Consider the following 18,398-nt stretch of genomic DNA (forward strand, 5'->3'; position numbering starts at 1 on the left):
GCACCAGGTTCCGCACCCGGCGGCCGGTGCGGCCTGGCGCGATCCACTCGCCCGCAACGGCGAGCCGATCCGGTCGTTCGGAGATCGCGCATATCCGCCGGCGCCGCCACAGGCCAGCCCGTGGCGTTCGTGCCCCGACCTCAGGTGTCGATCTGGGTCGCGTCCCGGACGCTGTCGTACAAGTCGATGTCCCAGGCGACCAGGTCGCGGCGAACGGCGTCGGCGCGCGGGCGAGGCAGGATTCGGGCGAGATCCTCGCCCGTCACGACGCCGGCGAGCCGACCCGGGGTGGCGCGGGCGAATTCGAGCGCGTGCCAGGCCAGAATCGCCGCACCGACGCCGGTCGGATACGAGATGTAGGTCGCGCCCGCGTAGGGCGTGCCGAGCAGGTCCTGGTAGCGGTGATAGCTGAACCCGACCGTCTCGATGACGGTCTGGCGGTCGTTGCGCACGATCTCGGAGATGCGGATCTCGGCGGCCGCGGCGAAATGGGCGCGCCGGATCACACCGGAACGCAGGTACTCCTCGATACGTCGCGGTTTGTTCATGCCGGGCAGGATCGCCCGCACCATCGCCTCCACGGTCAGCTCCGGCTGGTTCGGCAGCGTGCGCTTCGACAGCAGGTTGAGCTGGAACAGGGCCTTGACCAGTTCGACCTCGGAACCACCGGTGTAGACCCCGATCGTGTCGACCTCCGGAAAGGACCGCCGCAGCGAGAGCAGTTCTTCTTGGTAGAGCGGATACTGGCGCGTGGGCCGCGGCTCGTGCGGAAAGGCGTAATAGCGCGCAGCGCTGAAGGGTTCGAGCACCTGGATCCGACCCTTCGTCAGGATCCGCGGCTGCTGCGCCAGTTCCTCGAGGGCCACGACCGGCGACCAGGAAAAGACGATCGAATCGGATTCGATGTCTTCGAGCAGGTAGAGATCGATCCGCTCGATCTCGAGGTCCTTGCGGCCGGCCGCGAGCAGCTCATGCAGGCGCCGTCCGATCAGGAAATTGGTCACGCCCGGGGAGATGCCCAGATTGATCAGCGCCGCCGTTCCACGCTTGCGCAGCGCCCGGTCGTAGTCGTACTGGGCGAAGGTCAGAGTCTGCTCGGTCTTCTCGTCGTACATATCCGACGCGAGATCGACGGAGTGCGCACCGATGCGCAACGCGAGCTCGATCAACGGAATGTTGAACGCCGGCAGCGCGGCGTTGATCAGGAGCGCGGCATCTGCCAGGTGCGCATCGTGCGGGACCGCCAGGGCGAAGACCGGCGAGAAATCGGGCAAGCCGATGAACTCGATGCGATCGAACAGGCGCTCGGCGTGAAACAACGCATCACGCGCGGCATCCGGATCGATCGCATAGACGACGAAGCGGACCGGGACGCCGTCGCGTTCGGCCAATTCCGAGAGACAGATCAGCAGGTTCGAACCAACGGCACCGAGACCGAAAAAAACGATCTTGATCGGGTCCTGAACGCCCTTGGGTCGAGCATCGGTCACCTCGCTCTCAGCCATCGCCGCCTCTTCCGGGAGATCAAGCCCCGACCGTGATCGATCTCAAGTACACGAAGACATCCGGCCCGCGCCCCAGCGGGTGGGCCGCGTCATGGTAAGGCCGAGACAGGATCCCGGCAAGGCGGCACGCGCGGCCTCTCCATGAGCATCCCCAGGTCGAAGGGCGGCTAGGAGCTAGCCGGCGCCGGGGCATCGGCCTTCTTCGGTGCGGCTTCCTTTTTGCCGCCGTCGGTCTTTTCGCTGGCAGCCGGCTCCTTCTTGTCACCTCCTTCGTGGAGGTTCTTCTTCTTGCCGCTCTTGAAATCCGTTTCGTACCAACCCCCGCCCTTCAGGCGAAAGCCGACGGGCGAGATGCGCCGTCTCAACGTCGGCTGCTGACACTGCGGACAATCGACCAACGGCGCATCCTTGATCTTCTGCATGACCTCGAGTTCGTGACCACAGGCCTCGCACTGGTATTCGTAGAAAGGCATCGACGATTCCTCATTCGCAAAACGGGTTCAACGGCGCGCAATTATGCGCGCGCCATCGGCTTTTTCAAGATGGATCGTCGCGGCTTCTCGATGTCCCGATCGCCCTGAAGCGAGAAGACGGATCAGACGACCAGGTCGCGCAGACGCACCGGCTGGCGGCGGCTGCCCCAGGAGCCGGGTTGGTCCTCGAACAGGCCGGCGCAGACCGCGCCACAGCGAGGACAGGAACCCGTCGCCGACAGATGCCATTCGGTGATCCGATAGCCATCCCGAGCGATGAGCAAGAGGCCGCAGCGATGACATTCGGTGGCCGCACCATCTCGGTCTTCGACGTTGCCGGTGTAGGCGTAACGGACACCGTTCTTCCTGGCGATGGCTCGTGCGCGCGACAGCGTGGCTCGCGGCGTGGATGGCCGATCGGTGAGCTTGTAATCGGGATGAAAGGCCGTGAAGTGCATCGGAACCGCAGGCCCCAAGTGTTCGACGACCCACTGGGTCATAGCCTCCAGTTCGTGCGTCGAGTCGTTCTCCCCCGGTATCAGCAGCGTCGTCAGTTCGAGCCAGACCCGCGTCTCGCGGACCAGGTATTCGAGCGTCTCGAGGACCGGCTGCAGATGCGCGCCGCACTGACGCCGGTAAAAGGCATCGGAGAAGCCTTTCAGATCGACGTTCGCGGCATCCATGGCGGCGAAGAACTCGACCCGCGGCTCCGCCAGGACATACCCGGCCGTGACGGCCACCGAGCGGATCCCGCGTGCGTGACAGGCTTGCGCGACATCGATCGCATACTCGTGGAAGATGATCGGATCATTGTAGGTGTAGGCGACGCTGCGGCACCCGAAAAAGGCCGCGGCCCGAGCCAGGGTGTCCGGATCGGCCTCATCGGCCAGCGTATCCATCGCGCGCGACTTGCTCATATCCCAGTTCTGACAGAACCGACAGGTCAGATTGCACCCCGCGGTTCCGAAGGACAGGATCGGGGTGCCCGGGAGGAAATGATTCAGCGGCTTCTTCTCGATCGGGTCGATGCAGAAACCCGACGAGCGACCATAGGTCGTCAGCACGATTTCCCCTTGCTCGCAAGCGCGAACGAAACACAGGCCGCGTTGGCCCTCCTGGATTCGACAGGCCCGCGGACATAGGTCGCACTGGACCCGGCCATCCGCGAGCCGGTGCCAATAGCGCGTCGGCACGACGGTCTTCTGCGCTGAGTCTTTCATCCGTCACCCCCGCCCGCACGACGGGCACTGTTTTGAACGCAAAGACTTGGACAACGGTCGAAGCCATATCGACGACCAAAGCGCCGATCCGTATGCTGGATGAGGGCTACGTGACGATGGTTCATCGGCACCCGGCGGTTGCGCTCCCCACACCCAGGAGGTCTGCCCATGTTGAAGGTTCGCTCACCGGCCGTCGCCGGCCATTTCTATCCAGGCCAGCCCGACGCCTTGACGCGGACGATCCGGGACTACCTGGCCGAGGCGTCGGTCGCCGTCCCGCCGCCGAAGGCCTTGATCGTGCCCCATGCCGGCTACCCCTATTCGGGTCCGATCGCGGCGTCGGCTTACGCGACCCTGGCACCGCTTCGGTCGATCGTGACCCGAGTGGTCCTGCTCGGACCGGCCCATCGAGTCCTGGTGCATGGACTGGCGACGAGTCGGGCGGAGCGTTTCGATACACCGCTGGGCTCGGTGCGCCTCGATCGAGCGACGATCGATCAAGCCCTGACCTGGCCCGGTGTCGTCGCGATGGACGAGGCCCACGCCCACGAACACAGCCTCGAGGTCCAGCTGCCGTTCCTGCAACAGGTGCTCGCCGACTTCGAACTCGTCCCCTTCGTCGTCGGCGAGGCGCCCCGCGGGCAGGTCGCCGACGTCCTCGAGCGACTCCTCGGGGGGCCGGAGACCCTGATCGTCGTCAGCTCGGATCTCAGTCACTACCTGGATTACGCCACGGCTCGGCGGGTGGATGCCAAGACGACCAAGGCCATCGAGCAGCTGCAGCCGGACGAAATCGGCCCTGAGCAGGCCTGCGGCTGTCGGGCGATCGGCGGGCTCTTGGAACTCGCGCGGCGGCGCGGCCTCATCGCTCGGACGCTCGACCTGCGCAATTCCGGCGACACGGCCGGGCCACGCGATCGGGTCGTCGGGTATGGTGCCTATGTCTTCCATTGACCAGCGCGACCACTGGGACGACCCGGACGGTTCGTATGACCCGACGGAACGGGCCTTGCTGCTCGACCTCGCGATACGCGCGATGGAACGTGGCTTACGGCAACGCGACCGCTGGGAACCTGCGCTCGACGATCACCCGGACAGCTTGCGTGCGCATCGCGCGAGCTTCGTCACGCTGACGAGCGATGGCCGACTCCGTGGCTGTATCGGCAGCTTGCGCGCGACGCGGCCGCTGGGGCGCGATGTGGCACGCAATGCCTACGCCGCAGCATTCGAGGATCCGCGATTTCCGCCGCTCGCCGAGGCCGAGTTCGCATGGCTCGAGGTCCAGGTCTCGGTCCTCAGTCCGCCGCAGCCGATGACCTTCGGTTCGCGTCGCGAGCTCTTAGCGCAGATCCGCCCCGGTATCGACGGGCTGATCCTCGAAGCAGGAAACCGCCAGGGCACCTTTCTTCCGTCCGTCTGGGAGCAACTGAACGACCGGGAGCAATTCCTCGAACATCTGATCCGGAAGGCGGGTCTGCCACCGGGATACTGGTCCGAACAGCTGACCGTCTCGCGCTACACGACCGAATCCTTCGCTCGACCGGTCAGTGCCCGGCCCTGACCGATGAGGCCGCGAAAGCCGGCTGATCGATGTTCGAATCAGGCACCGTCCGCACGATAACGCATCAGGCTTACGCGGCTATCGATCGAATCCCAACGGATTGGGTGTAGGTGCGGCTTCAGCCGCACGAAGCGCGACCGCCGCCGCCTATTGAGGCCGGTATGGAAGTGTAGGTGCGGCTTCAGCCGCACGAAGGCCCTGGCTGCCAGGGCGAATGGTGTTGCGGCTGAAGCCGCACCTACGCCGATCATATACACTGGGGGTTGCGGCTGAGGCCGCACCTACAAGGGTCATCTGCACCGGGGGTTGCGGCTGAAGCCGCACCTACACCGAGCACCTACGCCGAGCCAACCCCATGCGAGGACGCTCGTGACGACAGGTGGCGGTACCGCGACAGACGCGCCGAAACCGGTTAGTCTTGGCTCACTGCAGACCAACCCCGACGACCGCTGATCATGGCCGTTGCCCCCCTCCGACCCGATGACCTCTATCGGCGTTGCGACCCGAGCCAGTTTTCGTTCGAGACCACCGCCGAGCTCGAGGCGGCCGATGATCTCCTTGGCCAGGAGCACGCGTTGGAGGCGATTCGTTTCGGGATCGGCATAGACCACCCGGGCTACAATCTGTTCGCGCTCGGCCCGGCTGGGACCGGCAAGTACGCGCTGATCCGACAAGCCATCGAAGAGCAGGCGAAGGCGGAACCGGTGCCGCCGGACTGGTGTTACGTCTTCAACTTCGACGCCGCACACCGACCGCGCGCCCTTCGTTTACCGCCCGGGCACGGCATGCAGTTGAAGCGCGACATGGATCAACTGGTGGCGGACCTGCACCGAGCGATCCAAGGCGTGTTCGAAAGCGACGAATATCGCACGCGCGCCCAGGCCCTCGAAGAGGAATTCGAGGAGCGCCAGGAACAGGCGATGGGCGAGATCCGCGAACTGGCCAAGGAAAAGGACGTCATCCTGCTCCATACCCCGACCGGCTTCACGCTGGCCCCGGTCCGTGACGGCAAGCCCGTCGGGCCAAATGAATTCCATGCCCTGCCAAAGGATGAGCGGGAGCGCATCGAAACGGATATCAACGCACTGCAGGCCGAACTCCGGAAGGTCATGCATCGCATGCCGCTGTGGAAGAAGCGATCCGAGGAACAGATCGAGGAACTCAATCTCGAGATGGCCGCCTCGGCACTTGAACCGCTGGTGGAAACCCTGTGTGCGAAGTACCAGGAACTGCCCGAGGTCGTGGCCTACTTGCGGCGCGTTCAACAGGATGTCGTCGAGCACTTCCGCGAGTTTCTGCCGAACCAGGACAAGCCATCGATCATGAATGTCTGGACCCCGCCGAACGGCGAGGGACCACCCTGGCACCACCGCTACCGAATCAACGTGCTGCTGGGTCACGACGGCCATGTCGGGGCACCAGTCGTCTATGCGGACCTGCCTGCCCACCATCAACTCGTCGGCCGCATCGAGCATCGCGCGCACCTCGGTGCGCTGGAAACCGACTTCACGATGATCCGTGCCGGCGCCCTGCATCAGGCCAACGGCGGTTACCTGATCCTCGACGCGCTCAAGGTGCTGATGCAACCCCTGGCGTGGGAAAGCCTCAAACGCCTGCTGCAAGCCGGTGAGATCCGCATCGAGTCGCTGGCCCAGATCGCGAGCCTGATCAGCACCCTGTCCCTGGAGCCGGAACCCATCCCGCTCGACGTCAAGGTCGTGATGCTCGGTGAACGCCAGATCTACTACCTGCTGTGCCAACTGGATCCGGAATTCAGCGAGCTGTTCAAGGTCGCCGTCGACTTCGAGGACCGAGTCGTGCGCGACCCCGACAGTCACTTGAACTTCGCCCGGTTCATCGCCGCCGAAACGCGCCGCGGAGGCCTACGTCCGTTCAATCGCGAGGCCGTCGCGCGCGTCATCGAGCAGGGCGCGCGGCTCGTCGATGACCAGGAGCGCCTGTCCGCGCACATGCGTTCGATCGGCGACCTGATTCGTGAGGCCGATTACTGGGCCGGCTCGTCCGGCCGGACCAAGGTGACCGCCGACGACGTCCAGCGAGCCATCGGTGCCCAGATCGCGCGCGCTGATCGCATCAGCCGACGGCTGCGCGAGGAGACGACCCGCGGAACCATCTTGATCGACACCACCGGCACCCGCGTCGCCCAGATCAACGGGCTCGCGGTGATGAGTCTCGGTGGCTTTGCCTTCGGCCATCCCACGCGCATCACGGCTCGCGTGCGACTCGGCAAGGGCGAGGTCATCGACATCGAGCGCGAGGTCAAGCTCGGTGGCCCGATCCACTCGAAGGGTGTCCTGATACTGCAGGGTTTCCTCGCGGGCCGCTATGCGCTCGACCATCCCCTGTCGCTATCCGCGAGCCTGGTGTTCGAGCAGTCCTACGGCGGGATCGAGGGGGACAGCGCCTCGTCCGCTGAGCTCTATGCGCTGCTCTCGGCACTCGCCGATCTGCCGATCCGCCAATCGCTCGCGGTCACCGGCTCGGTCAATCAACTCGGCGAGGTGCAGGCAATCGGCGGCGTCAACGAAAAGATCGAGGGCTTCTTCGATACCTGTGCGGCCCGCGGCCCGATCGATGGACATGGGGTGCTGATCCCGGCCGCCAACGTCAAGCATCTGATGTTGCGTGCCGATATCCGCGAATCCGTGCGCCAGGGCCGCTTCAGCGTGTACCCGATCGAGACCATCGATCAAGGGATCGAGGTCCTGACCGGGGTCCCGGCCGGGACGCGGAATCCGGATGGCCGGTATCCAGAGGAGACCGTGAACGGGCGCGTCGAGGCCCAACTGACCGGCTACTCGGAACGTCTGCGCACACTGAGATCGGCGCGCGCGAAGCGCGCAGAGCCCAGCGGAGAACGGCCATGACCAAGCCGATGAATCCGATCGCGGTGCGCCGCGTGGCGGTTGCGCTCGATGCCTCGCCCAACAGTCTGCAAGGGCTGGCGCTGGCCGCCGGGATCGCCGCCGCGCTGGGCGCCGAGATCGAGGGCATCTTCGTCGAGGATTCCGAACTCCTGCGCCTCGCCGGCCTGCCCTTCCTGCTCGAGTTCCGCGCCACGACTCGCGGCGAGGGCCGCCTCGACAGCCATCGCCTGGAACGTGAATTCCGCGCTGCCGCACGCCAGATGCGCACGCACCTGGAGCGCTGTGCCAATGAACTCGGTCTGGGCTGGTCATTCCGGACCTGGCGCGGCGATATCGAGGCGGAGATCCTCGGTGCGGCATTGGATGCCGAGCTCTTCACGCTCGGGCGGATCGGCCGCTTCGCGCCGCTGCACCGGCAGTCCAAGGTCAGCGCGACCGCTCGTCCGAGGGAGGGACTCACGGTCGGCGTCCTCGTCGATGCCAGCGAAGGGGCGACGCGGGCACTTGGCACCGCCGCGACCATCGCGAGCCGCGACACGGACCATCTGGTCCTGATCCTGCCGCCAGGAGACCCGCCGACGACGGCCTCGCTCCGCGAACAGGCCTTCGCGCAGATGGGTCCGCTTCGCGACCGGACCCTGATCCTGGCACCGGACCACCTGGATCCGGCGACGCTGGCGGCCATCGTCTCGACCTCGAAGATCGACCTGCTGGTCGTCGACGCCGCCAACCCGATGCTCGAGACGCCGTCGTTGTGGGCGAATCTCGAACGACTCGACTGCCCGGTCGTGATCGGACGCTGAGCCAACCGCGGCCAGCGATTCCGGCTCTGGCGCCCCCTTCCCGATAGGGTCAGAAACGGCATCCTCGCACGCTTCGTCGACGCGACGACCGTCCCCTGATCGATCCGCATTCCACCAATCAAGAGAACCTGGCGTGCATCACATCACTCGCACCTTTCTGACCGGGTTGGCGGCGATCCTGCCGCTCCTCGTGACCTTCGTCCTGCTGCTATGGCTCGGCAATACGATGGAGAGCCTGCTTGGCGCCGTTCTACAATGGATCCTTCCGGAGCCATTGTATTTTCCGGGACTGGGGCTCCTCACCGGCGTCGGGCTGATCTTCGCCCTCGGCTTGTTGCTGCGGGCCTATCTGGTGCAAGGGATCTTCAACTGGATCGAAGGCTTGATGCAGCGTATTCCGGTTGTCAAAACGGTGCATGGCGTCGTCCAGGATGTCACGCAACTCTTCTCCGGAGACATCCACAAGCGTTTCGGCGAGGCCGTGATCATCAAAGTACCGGGCACCGATTTCCGCGTGATCGGCTTCGTCACGCGGGAGGACTTCGATGGCCTACCGGACAATCTCGGTGGCGAGGCCACCATCGCGGTCTACCTGCCGATGAGTTACCAGATCGGCGGCTATACTTTGATGTTGCCCCGCGACCAAGTGGAACCTTTGAACATGTCACTCGAGGACGCGATGCGCTACACGCTGACCGCCGGGGTATCGGCCCGCAAGGGCCGGCGTTCATGATCGCCGGCGAGGCCTTCGACGAATACCGGCCCCCTGCGATCGGTAACGGCTGTTCCCCGCAAGCCGTTTGAAGGAAAGGCCCCCTCCGAACCCACGGGTGCCTGCGGCCGGCATGGACGCAGACGACGGAACCGCCGAAACGCACGATGTCCGATCGATCTTCGACCGGGGTCAGGGATCACACGAACCCCATCGGTTTGCAGAAGTGACGCTCGCATGGCAGAACTCAACAGGACTTCCATGGCCAAGAACATTGCCCCCGGCGCGCGTGTCACCATCCGCGACGAGGACTGGATCGTCCGCCGCATCGATCTGTGCGACGACGGCGGACACGCGCTGTCCTGTGACGGCCTGTCCGAGCTGGTGCGCGGCACCTCCGCGATCTTTCTCGACCGCCTCGAAGACGACATCGCCGTGCATGACCCGGCGAGCACCCAATTGTTCCAAGACGAGAGTCCCTACTTCGGCCAGGCGTTGCTCTATCTGGAAAGCCAGCGCCTGCGCACGGTCGCCAACGACCAACAGATGCATCGGGCGCACCAGGCCGCGATGCAGAGCGCCGCCTATCAGCGCGTGCCGGCGGAGAAAGCGCAGCGGATGCGGCTAAAGCCGCACCTCCACCCGACTTCTTCGCCAACCTCACGCCCGAATGGCAGCGTAACTGCGCCCTACGCACCGACTACGCCCGCCGCCAGGCCCTGCTCGAGATCGACGTCCTGGTCGCCCAAGCCCTCGGCCTGACCCTGGAGGAGCTGCTCACCATCTACCGCGTCCAATTCCCGGTGATGCGCCAATACGAGGCCGACACCTGGTACGACCAGACCGGCCGCATCGTCTTCACCCCCAGCAAGGGCCTGATCGGCGTCGGCCTGCCGCGCAAGGCACGCAAGAGCGACCTGAAGGCCGGCATCCGCTATGCCATCCACCCCCCGGGCGTAGGTGCGGCTTCAGCCGCATCTATGGCCCTCGGCTGGGAAGACGTGCGCGACCTGCCCGCCGGCAGCACCCTCACCAAGACCTTCCCCGACGACACCTTGCCCGGCGGCCCGGTGCAGCGCACCATCACCTACCAGCCCTCCTTCATCCGCCCCGATCGCGAGCAGGACTACCGGATCGCCTGGGCGTTTTTCGAGAAGGAGCATCGTGAGGACACCGCCGCATGACATCCCGCGTCTACATCGAGACATCGGTCATCAGCTATCTGGCCGCGCGCCCGAGTCGGGATCTGATCGTCGCCGCGCATCAACAAATCAGCCATGAATGGTGGTCGATGCGCCATGAGTGGGAACTGTCGATCTCGGCCCTGGTCATTGCAGAGGCCAAGACTGGAGATGCCGACGCGGCCAAACGACGTCTCGAATTGATCGATGGGTTGCAATCCCTGATCATCGACGACACGGCATCTGACATCGCTCGACAACTCGTCAGGCGCGCCGCCCTAACGGAAAAAGCCAAGGAGGATGCATTGCACATTGCCGTTGCGGCCGTGCATGGCATGGACTATCTGCTCACTTGGAATTGCAGGCACATCGCGAATGCCAAGAAGCGACATCTGATCGAAAGCATTTACGAGATGTACGGCTACCAACCGCCGCTGATTTGTACCCCGGAAGAACTGCTTGGAGGCGAAAATGTGGTGACCCCATTGTTGACGAGCTGCATCGCATCCGCGAAGAGCATGCCGCGCGTTTCAATTTCGATCTCGATGCCATTGTGGCGGATTTGCGCCGAGTCGAAGCGGAATGGCCGGGGCCGAAAATCGCCCCGCCACCAAGGCCATCGCAAACCGACCCGACGAACAGCCAGGATCGCGATGCTTCCCAGCCGAATGCCACCCATTGATCCCACTGATTCGGGCGAAGATCTGAAGGCCGACATCACCTACGGCATCCGTCCCGCCGCCGTAAGGTGCGGTGAGGAACGAACGATAATGAATGACGACATTCTCGACGAAGTCCGCGCGATCCGCGAAGCACACGCCGCCGCTTTCCATTTCGATCTCGATGCAATCTACGCCGATATCAAGCAGCGCGAGATGGAGCACCAGGCACAGGGCGCGCGCTTCATCGATCCACCCACAACGCACCGCCAGGTGAAATCGCCGTACCAAGGAATCCGGTTCGGCCATCGACCCTGTGAGGAGCAGCGAGCTGATCAGGAGCGCTCGGGATGAGCCGCCGTGTCGACTGACGCCATTGTCGAAGAACTGCATCGCGTGCGTAAGGCGCATGCCGCTCGCATCCATAACGACCTGCAAACCATCGCTGCGGACCTGCTGAGAACCGAGCGGGAGTGGCCTGGGCCGACGGTCCAGCCACGACCACGGCGGCCGAGCATCCGGCCGAGAACCTTGCCTGCCGTTGCACAGCACGCTGACCAGCGTACCTTGCGCGATCGACAGTAACCGGGCGACGCACGGAATAGGCTCCATGCGCATCGAGCGATGCGTCGAGCATCGGTGGCCATGCTCATGATCACGACACTTCGCCTGTTTCCACTCGATCGACTCGGTATCGGGGCGAGCACCGCCTGGTACCTGAGCGATCTGGGCGAGCTGCGCGGCAAACAGGCGCTCTATACTCAGCAGTCACCCCAGCGCCTGAAGGCCCTGCGTGAGTCGGCGATCATCGAGAGCGCCATCTCATCGAACCGAATCGAAGGAGTCACGATCGACCCGAAGCGGGTTCGCGAGATCCTGGTGGCCCCGCGTCCGCTGCTCCGCGACCGGGACGAAGAGGAGGTGCGGGGCTACCGCGACGCCCTCGCCCTGATCCACAAGCAGGCGCCAGATCTCCCGGTCACCAACGAGACCATCTGCCGGCTGCACGCCCTGACCCGCGGCCAGATCTGGGATGCGGGGCAGTACAAGTCGAAGGACGGTGACATCATCGAGCGCTACCCGGATGGCTCCGAGCGAGTGCGATTCCGTACCGTCTCGGCGGCGGAGACACCCGTGGCCATGGATACGCTGATCCGCGACTGGCACCTGTGCCTGGAAGAGCGCTGGGTGCCGCCGCCGATCGCGCTGGCCGCATTCAATCTCGATTTCCTCTGTATTCACCCATTCCGCGACGGCAACGGTCGCGTCTCCCGCCTGCTGTGGCTGTTGCAGGGCTATCAGCTTGGTTACGAAGTCGGACGCTACGTCAGCCTGGAGCGTCTGGTCGAAGAGAATAAAGACCGGTATTACGAGACCTTGGAGCAAAGCTCCCGGAGCTGGCATGAAGGGGCACACGATCCCTGGCCCTACATCAACTATGTCCTCTCGATCATGAAGGAGGCCTACCGCGACTTCGTCGACCGGGTCGGGGTGCTCAAGGCCCCTCGCGGCGAGAAGCGTCAAATGGTGATCGACGGCATCGAGCAGCTCCTGGCCAGGCCAGGCCACGCCTTCAAGATCAGCGAGCTGGAGCAGATCTGCCCCGGGGTCAGCCGTGACATGGTGCGCCACGTCCTTCGGGAGCAGCAGGAGCAAGGCGTCGTAAGCTGCTCCGGCCGCGGTGCCGGGGCCAAGTGGTCGCAGGGACCAGGCGGAAATGAGGGTAATCAATGACCCTCGAATGAGGGTAAAGAAGGGGGTAATAACCCGTACCCTTACCCATGAGTCGGCAGGATCGACAGAGCAATCGGATGCCCACTCAGCGGTGAAGAGCGCTGCCGGTGCGCTGTAGGTGCGCTGTAGGTGCGGCTTCAGCCGCAACGCCATTCGCCCCCAAGGGGGCTCCTACAGGAGGGGCAGAGGGTCGTCGCCTCGAACAGGCCCGTGCCGCAACGCCAATCTCGCCCGCCAGGCCGCGGCCGAAACCCATCATGGCCATCGCGCTACGCTGCCCATCCGACTCATGGGTAATGGCATGGCCCTGACCCGCGGCCAAGACACGCGACGCCGGGGCTATAATCGACTCAGCCGCATCCGTTGCAACGATCCACCGGAGGCCATGATGCCCGCCGCGCCCCAACCGCGTCTCTCCTTCGACGACTGGCTCGCCATGGAGCGGACTGCCACCGACCAACGCAGCGAATACGTTGCCGGCGAGGTCTTTGCGATGGCCGGCGGCACCGAGGAACACAACCTGATCGTGCTCAATGTCGGCGCAGAGCTGCGCAACCAGCTCAAGGGTCGACCCTGCCGGGTCTACCCGAGCGACATGAAGGTCCATATCGTCCCGGCTGACGTCGGCACCTACCCGGACCTGATGGTGATCTGCGGCGAGCGCCAGTTCCACGACGGACGGCGCGATCTGGTCACCAATCCGACCCTGATCGTCGAGGTCCTGTCGGACTCCACCGAGGCCTACGACCGCGGCGACAAGTTCCGACACTATCGACACCTCCAAAGCCTGCAAGCCTACCTGCTGCTGTCGCAATATCGGATGCAGGCGGAGCTGTTCCTCCGTCAGCCGGACGGGACCTGGAGTCTGAGCAGCTACCAGGATCCGTCGGAATCCATCCCGCTGCGCGTCATCGAGGCCGAGCTGTCGCTGGCCGAGGTCTACGACAAGGTGGAGCTGTCGGGACCTGAATAGGGGAGGCACCGACTTGAAGGACCGCCGTTATATTTGTCAGACATGTCACCGAAGAGCCGACCACCATGCTCGCCGCAAGACTTGACCCAGAGACGGAACTTGACCCAGAGATGGAAAAGGAGCTCGAGCAGCGGCAGGCCGCCATCCTTGATCCTCTCGAAGGCGAGATTGCCGCCCTTGACGATCCCCGCCCTTGACGATCCCCGCCGTCGCGGCAAGCCGCTCGTCGGGGACACGAAGGGCCTTTGGCCTTATCGCGTCGGGGACTATCGGATCCTGTGTGAGCTGCGCGACAACGAGCTGATCATTCTCGTGGTGACGTTAGGACATCGGCGCCAAATCGATCGCAAACCTTAGCGCAACAGGGATCCGGTTATGCTTCCATCGCTGGTCGTCGACGAGGTTCGACGCGGTAGCGATCGCGGCGGGGTCCTGTTGTTGGGCATTCGGCCGCTCAGGGCTATGATTGGTTTGCGCCGCGGTAGTGCCCCGCTGTGATGGCCACCGGTGCCCGTTGGTTATTCGCCTGTCCACCATCTGCTGGGAGACACGCTCATGACCCATCTCGCCGCGTCCGATCTGCCTACTGCCCAGCCCCAGCGCATCATCTGCCACTGGACCGCCGGCGCCTATAACGCCTCTGCTCTCGAGCGCAAGCACTATCATTTTCTCATCGAGGGTGATGGCAAGGTCATCCGCGGCCTGCACAGCATTGCCGACAACGATTCCACCGCCGACGGCCACTACGCTGCCCACACACGCCGATGCAATACCAGGTCCATCGGGCTCTCGGTATGCTGCATGGCCGGGGCCACCCGCACCAATCCCGGCCGCTTCCCGATGACCGCGGCACAATGGCACCGCATGGCGGAGCTGGCCGCCGAACTGTGCAATCACTACGGGATCGAGGTCACGCCAAAGACCGTGCTCGGTCATTTCGAGGTGCAGTCTATCCTCGGGATCGCCCAAAGCGGCCGGTGGGACCCTGGCCTGCTGCCCTGGGAGCCGAGCCTGAACGCGAAGGCAGTGGGCAACCGCTTCCGCAGTCTGGTGCTGACCTGCAAGGAAGGCTCGGCCGGGATCGACGAGACGCCTGGTGCCATCCTCGCCGTCACCGTGCAGGGCAAGCCGATCGCCGACGCGCTGGTGATCAACGAGGAACCGATGGTGCCGGTCAAGAGCCTCGTCGCGGACCTGGGCGTCAAGGTGCCCTATGCGAATGCGAGTCATGCGGTGCTCGACGTCGGCCGCGGACTCACGCCCATCTATCTTCGCATCCACTTCCTGGAGGATGGCCTCGGCGTCGACGAGGGTGCGCCGGAGGACCAGGCCGTTGCGTTGGTGGTCGACAAGGGCTATCTCGCGGTCAAAGAGGTGGCGGAAGAGCTCGACCTGTCGACCGAATACGATGCCGGCACCAATACGCTGAAGGTTGGCATCAAGCCCGCGCGCGGCAGCAAGTCGGCGCCCGCGAGCGTCCGCCCGGTGGTGGTGCGTCGGGGTGACACCCTGAGTCGCATCGCGGCGATCCATCTGGGAAACGGGGGCCGCTGGACACAATTGACGCGCGAGAACGGCCAGCCCTTCACGGCCGAGGAGGCCCGCCGGCTCCGGGTTGGCGAGGTAGTGCTGGTGCCGATGATCGCCGGCGACGAGGTCGGACGAGCGCCGGTCAGTGTTACCGCGCCCCCGTCCGATCTCACACCCACGGGGGTCGACCTGGACCTGCTCGTCGATGCGGCACAACCCGCGTTCCGACGTTTTGCCATCGAATCCGTCCCGGTGATCCTTGCCGAGTGCCTTTCCAGCGGCGTCAGCATGCCGGCGCATGTCGCCTATGTGCTGGCCACCTCGGAGCACGAATCGGGCTGCGGTAGGTGGATGCGGGAGCTCTGGGGACCCACGACGGCACAAAGGAGCTACGAAGGCCGCGCTGACCTCGGCAACACCCGGCCAGGCGACGGGTTGCGCTTTCGGGGGCGGGGTTATGTACAGATCACCGGACGGCGCAACTACACCCTGTGGGCGCGCCGGCTGGGCGTGGATATCGTCGCCGATCCGGATCTGGTCGCCTCCGATCCGAGCATGGCGGCCAAGATCCTGGTCCAAGGTATGCGCGATGGCAGCTTCACGGGCAAGAAGCTCCTCGATTATATCCGCCCGGATGCACCACCGGACTTCTTCAACGCCCGTTCCATCGTCAACGGCGACAAGCACAAGAACGGCGAAAAGATTACCGGCCATGCCCGAAACTATCTCGCGGCACTGACCCCCACATCCGTGCCCGGATAGGGCAGTCGGCGTGACAGCGACAACCCGATCGGCAGTCGCCTGTCTCCCGAACAGGTCTTTCCGGCCGCGCTGGCACGGACGGTGATCACCCCGACCGAAGTCAGGGGTGTCTCATCGGATCTCTTTTCGAACCTGCGGCGGTTGAATGCACGGCAGACGCCTGCAACCTCCTGTCCGCAGCAGGGCCAGTGGCTCTGCGTGATCAGTCGTGGGTCTCGCTCCAGGGCTCCACGACGAGCCGTCGGTGATGCTGCTCCAGGATTTCCCGGATCCATCGACCCTCGGCGGCCTGACGCGCTCGCAGGATGGGATCGCTTACCTTCAATGGGCTCAGTGCCTGATTGACGATCCAAGCGGCGGGCTCGATACCGGCCCGACGCAGATCCGCCTGCAGGGCCGCCGCTTCGTGCACAGGCGTGGCTTCGGGCAGGCTACAGATCAGCACATGGGTGAAGGCCGGGTCCCGCAACCGGGGCAGCAACAGCTCCACCGCCTCCGGCACACCCTGACTCTGGCGCCCCAACTCGCGATGGTAGGCCTGCGCGGCATCCAGCAGAAGGATGGTGTGACCGGTGGGCGCCGTGTCAAGGACCACGAACCGGTCCCGGGCCTGATCGACGGTCTTGGCAAAGGCCTGGAAGACGGCGATTTCTTCGGTGCAGGGAGAACGCAGATCCTCCTGCAACAACCGGCGGCCCTCCTCGTCCAAATCCTTGCCCGCCGAGGCCATGACCTCTTCCCGGTAACGCCGAGTCTCCAGCACCGGGTCCACCCGGCCAACGGTCATGCCCGCGGGGATCTCGCCCACTGCGGCCTCCACATGGGCCGCCGGGTCCGTGGTGGTCAGATGGACCTTGTGGCCGCGCCGGGCCAGGGTCACTGCGATGCGAGCTGCCAGGGTGGTCTTGCCCACGCCACCCTTGCCCATGGTCATGATGACCCCGCGACCGCCGGACTCCAGGGAGTCGACCAGAGTGTCGAAGGCCTCACCCTCGGGAGGCCCAACCGATTCACAGGGCACGGATGGTGGCTCGTTCTCGGCCAGCAGGAGGCGCAGGCCTTCCAGGCCCATGGGTGGGCGCCCCCGCAGCGGGCGTTCGGTGCGGGGCAAATCCCGCAGCAGGTCGGGCATGTGCGCCAGTGCCCGGCGCCCCCGCGCCTCCAGTGCAAGGGCCACCGGATCGTTCGGATCCCGTGCCTGGAACAGGCCATTCACCACCAGGAGCTGATTGGCCACGCCCAACTCCCGCAGCTCCCCACTGGAACGAGCCGCTTCTCTGAGGGCCGCCGCCTCGGGACGGCTTACGAGAATGAGTGTGGTGCGCTCGCCATCGCCCAGGCTGTCCACGGCCCGGGCGTAGATCGCCTTCTGGCTGGTCAACCCCTCCAGGGGTCCCAGACAGGAAGTGCCGGAGGTATTGGTTTCGATATATCCTGTCCAGGCACTGGGCAGGGACAGGAGGCGCAGGGTATGCCCCGTGGGTGCGGTATCGAAGATCAGATGATCGAAGCCCCGGGTGGATTCCGCGTCGCCCAAGAGCGCGGCGAAGACATCGAATGCGGCAATCTCCATGGTGCAGGCACCCGAGAGCTGTTCTTCCATGCTGTTCACCACGGCCTCCGGGAGCTTGCCCCGGTAAGGACCCACCACCCGTTCGCGATAGGCGGCCGCAGCTTTCTCCGGATCGATGTTCAGGGCCTCGAGGCCGGGAACCTCCGGGATGGGGGTCGGCGCGTCGGAAAGGGGACTCTCAAACACCTCATCGACGTTGGAGGCCGGATCGGTGGAGATGAGCAGGACTTTTTTGCCCTGTTCCGCGAGAGCCAGCGCACTGGCGCAGGCCAGCGAGGTCTTGCCCACGCCGCCCTTGCCGGTGAAGAAAAGATGTCGGGTCGGGGTGCGAAGAAGATTCATGAAGGTACCTCGATGCGGATTCATGTCCGCTTGGGCCCCTCTCCCGTCGGCGAGAGAGGGTTGGGGCGACGGCGACGGGGCCTTGATTCAGCCGCAGCAGGTACTGGCCAGACCGATGCTCTTTCTGCATTCGGCCTCCAGCCCCGTCCACTGGGCCAGTTGTTCCCGATCCGGGTACACGCCCTGGCTCTTCACCTGTCCGTCCACCAGGAACACCGGCAGGGCGTCTTCACCCCCCTTCTCCAGAATGGCCTGTATCGTGGCGTTCTCTACGAAGGCCCCCGGTTGCTGGGCCAGGTTATAGCGGGTCACGGTCACCCCGGAATGACGCAGCCAGGCCAGGTCGCCCGCCAGTTTGGAGAGCTTGGGGTCCACACTGGGTCCGCAAACGCCACTGGCGCAGCACTGGGGTGGATCGAACACGGTGATCTCGGTCATGGGTGAATCCCTCGTCGTGGATGACAACAGGTAACGAGAATACG

At 64.8% G+C, this 18,398-nt stretch carries 17 protein-coding genes; 12 read left to right on the plus strand and 5 right to left on the minus strand.

Annotated features, from left to right (window positions below):
• Window positions 1-140 precede the first annotated feature (140 nt).
• The 3 genes from ABC977_RS06965 to amrS form a co-directional block, all read right to left on the minus strand.
• Complete coding sequence (locus ABC977_RS06965) at window positions 141-1,505, minus strand: saccharopine dehydrogenase family protein (protein WP_369666527.1); 1,365 nt, start codon at window positions 1,503-1,505, stop codon at window positions 141-143.
• A 167-nt stretch (window positions 1,506-1,672) separates the two neighbouring features.
• Window positions 1,673-1,978, minus strand: a complete 306-nt coding sequence (locus tag ABC977_RS06970) for an FmdB family zinc ribbon protein (RefSeq protein WP_369666528.1) — start codon at window positions 1,976-1,978, stop codon at window positions 1,673-1,675.
• 122 nt (window positions 1,979-2,100) lie between these two features.
• Window positions 2,101-3,198, minus strand: a complete 1,098-nt coding sequence (gene amrS / locus ABC977_RS06975) for an AmmeMemoRadiSam system radical SAM enzyme (protein WP_369666529.1) — start codon at window positions 3,196-3,198, stop codon at window positions 2,101-2,103.
• Window positions 3,199-3,366: 168 nt separating this feature from the next.
• On the opposite strand from amrS, the gene amrB reads away from it, so the two are divergent.
• From amrB to ABC977_RS07035, 12 genes are all read left to right on the plus strand, one after another.
• Entirely contained in the window at window positions 3,367-4,152 is a 786-nt protein-coding gene (gene amrB / locus ABC977_RS06980; protein ID WP_369666530.1) for an AmmeMemoRadiSam system protein B, read from the plus strand.
• Window positions 4,139-4,759 (plus strand): AmmeMemoRadiSam system protein A, encoded by a 621-nt coding sequence (gene amrA / locus ABC977_RS06985; protein WP_369666531.1) that lies wholly within the window; start codon window positions 4,139-4,141, stop codon window positions 4,757-4,759. The genes amrB and amrA overlap by 14 nt, the downstream gene beginning before the upstream one ends.
• Window positions 4,760-5,214: 455 nt before the next feature.
• Entirely contained in the window at window positions 5,215-7,647 is a 2,433-nt protein-coding gene (locus ABC977_RS06990) for a Lon protease family protein (RefSeq protein ID WP_369666532.1), read from the plus strand.
• Window positions 7,644-8,450: a hypothetical protein gene (locus ABC977_RS06995; protein ID WP_369666533.1), complete on the plus strand. Its 807-nt coding sequence runs from the start codon at window positions 7,644-7,646 to the stop codon at window positions 8,448-8,450. The genes ABC977_RS06990 and ABC977_RS06995 overlap by 4 nt, the downstream gene beginning before the upstream one ends.
• A gap of 133 nt (window positions 8,451-8,583) precedes the next feature.
• A complete protein-coding gene (locus ABC977_RS07000) occupies window positions 8,584-9,183 on the plus strand; it encodes a DUF502 domain-containing protein (RefSeq protein WP_369666534.1) in 600 nt (199 codons plus the stop codon).
• A gap of 240 nt (window positions 9,184-9,423) precedes the next feature.
• Window positions 9,424-9,924 (plus strand): hypothetical protein, encoded by a 501-nt coding sequence (locus tag ABC977_RS07005; protein ID WP_369666535.1) that lies wholly within the window; start codon window positions 9,424-9,426, stop codon window positions 9,922-9,924.
• A 44-nt stretch (window positions 9,925-9,968) separates the two neighbouring features.
• Window positions 9,969-10,346, plus strand: coding sequence for a hypothetical protein (locus ABC977_RS07010; RefSeq protein WP_369666536.1), 378 nt, complete (start codon window positions 9,969-9,971; stop codon window positions 10,344-10,346).
• Window positions 10,343-11,356: a type II toxin-antitoxin system VapC family toxin gene (locus ABC977_RS07015; protein ID WP_369666537.1), complete on the plus strand. Its 1,014-nt coding sequence runs from the start codon at window positions 10,343-10,345 to the stop codon at window positions 11,354-11,356. Before ABC977_RS07010 ends, ABC977_RS07015 begins: the two co-directional genes overlap by 4 nt.
• 297 nt (window positions 11,357-11,653) lie before the next feature.
• Entirely contained in the window at window positions 11,654-12,736 is a 1,083-nt protein-coding gene (locus ABC977_RS07020; protein ID WP_369666538.1) for a Fic family protein, read from the plus strand.
• Window positions 12,737-13,124: 388 nt separating this feature from the next.
• Window positions 13,125-13,709: a Uma2 family endonuclease gene (locus ABC977_RS07025; protein ID WP_369666593.1), complete on the plus strand. Its 585-nt coding sequence runs from the start codon at window positions 13,125-13,127 to the stop codon at window positions 13,707-13,709.
• A gap of 42 nt (window positions 13,710-13,751) precedes the next feature.
• Complete coding sequence (locus ABC977_RS07030; protein WP_439849172.1) at window positions 13,752-14,066, plus strand: type II toxin-antitoxin system RelE family toxin; 315 nt, start codon at window positions 13,752-13,754, stop codon at window positions 14,064-14,066.
• 198 nt (window positions 14,067-14,264) lie between these two features.
• On the plus strand, window positions 14,265-16,001 hold the full coding sequence (locus tag ABC977_RS07035) for an N-acetylmuramoyl-L-alanine amidase (protein WP_369666539.1): 1,737 nt from the start codon (window positions 14,265-14,267) through the stop codon (window positions 15,999-16,001).
• A gap of 202 nt (window positions 16,002-16,203) precedes the next feature.
• Here the strand turns inward: ABC977_RS07035 and arsA are convergent, their stop codons facing one another.
• Window positions 16,204-17,916, minus strand: coding sequence for an arsenical pump-driving ATPase (gene arsA / locus ABC977_RS07040; RefSeq protein WP_369666540.1), 1,713 nt, complete (start codon window positions 17,914-17,916; stop codon window positions 16,204-16,206).
• Between the two features lie 87 nt (window positions 17,917-18,003).
• Window positions 18,004-18,354: an arsenite efflux transporter metallochaperone ArsD gene (arsD, locus tag ABC977_RS07045; RefSeq protein ID WP_369666541.1), complete on the minus strand. Its 351-nt coding sequence runs from the start codon at window positions 18,352-18,354 to the stop codon at window positions 18,004-18,006.
• Window positions 18,355-18,398: the final 44 nt, after the last annotated feature.

Origin of the sequence: Thioalkalicoccus limnaeus (genome assembly GCF_041197575.1) — a bacterium.
In the GTDB taxonomy this organism is placed as follows: Bacteria; Pseudomonadota; Gammaproteobacteria; order Chromatiales; family Chromatiaceae; genus Thioalkalicoccus; species Thioalkalicoccus limnaeus.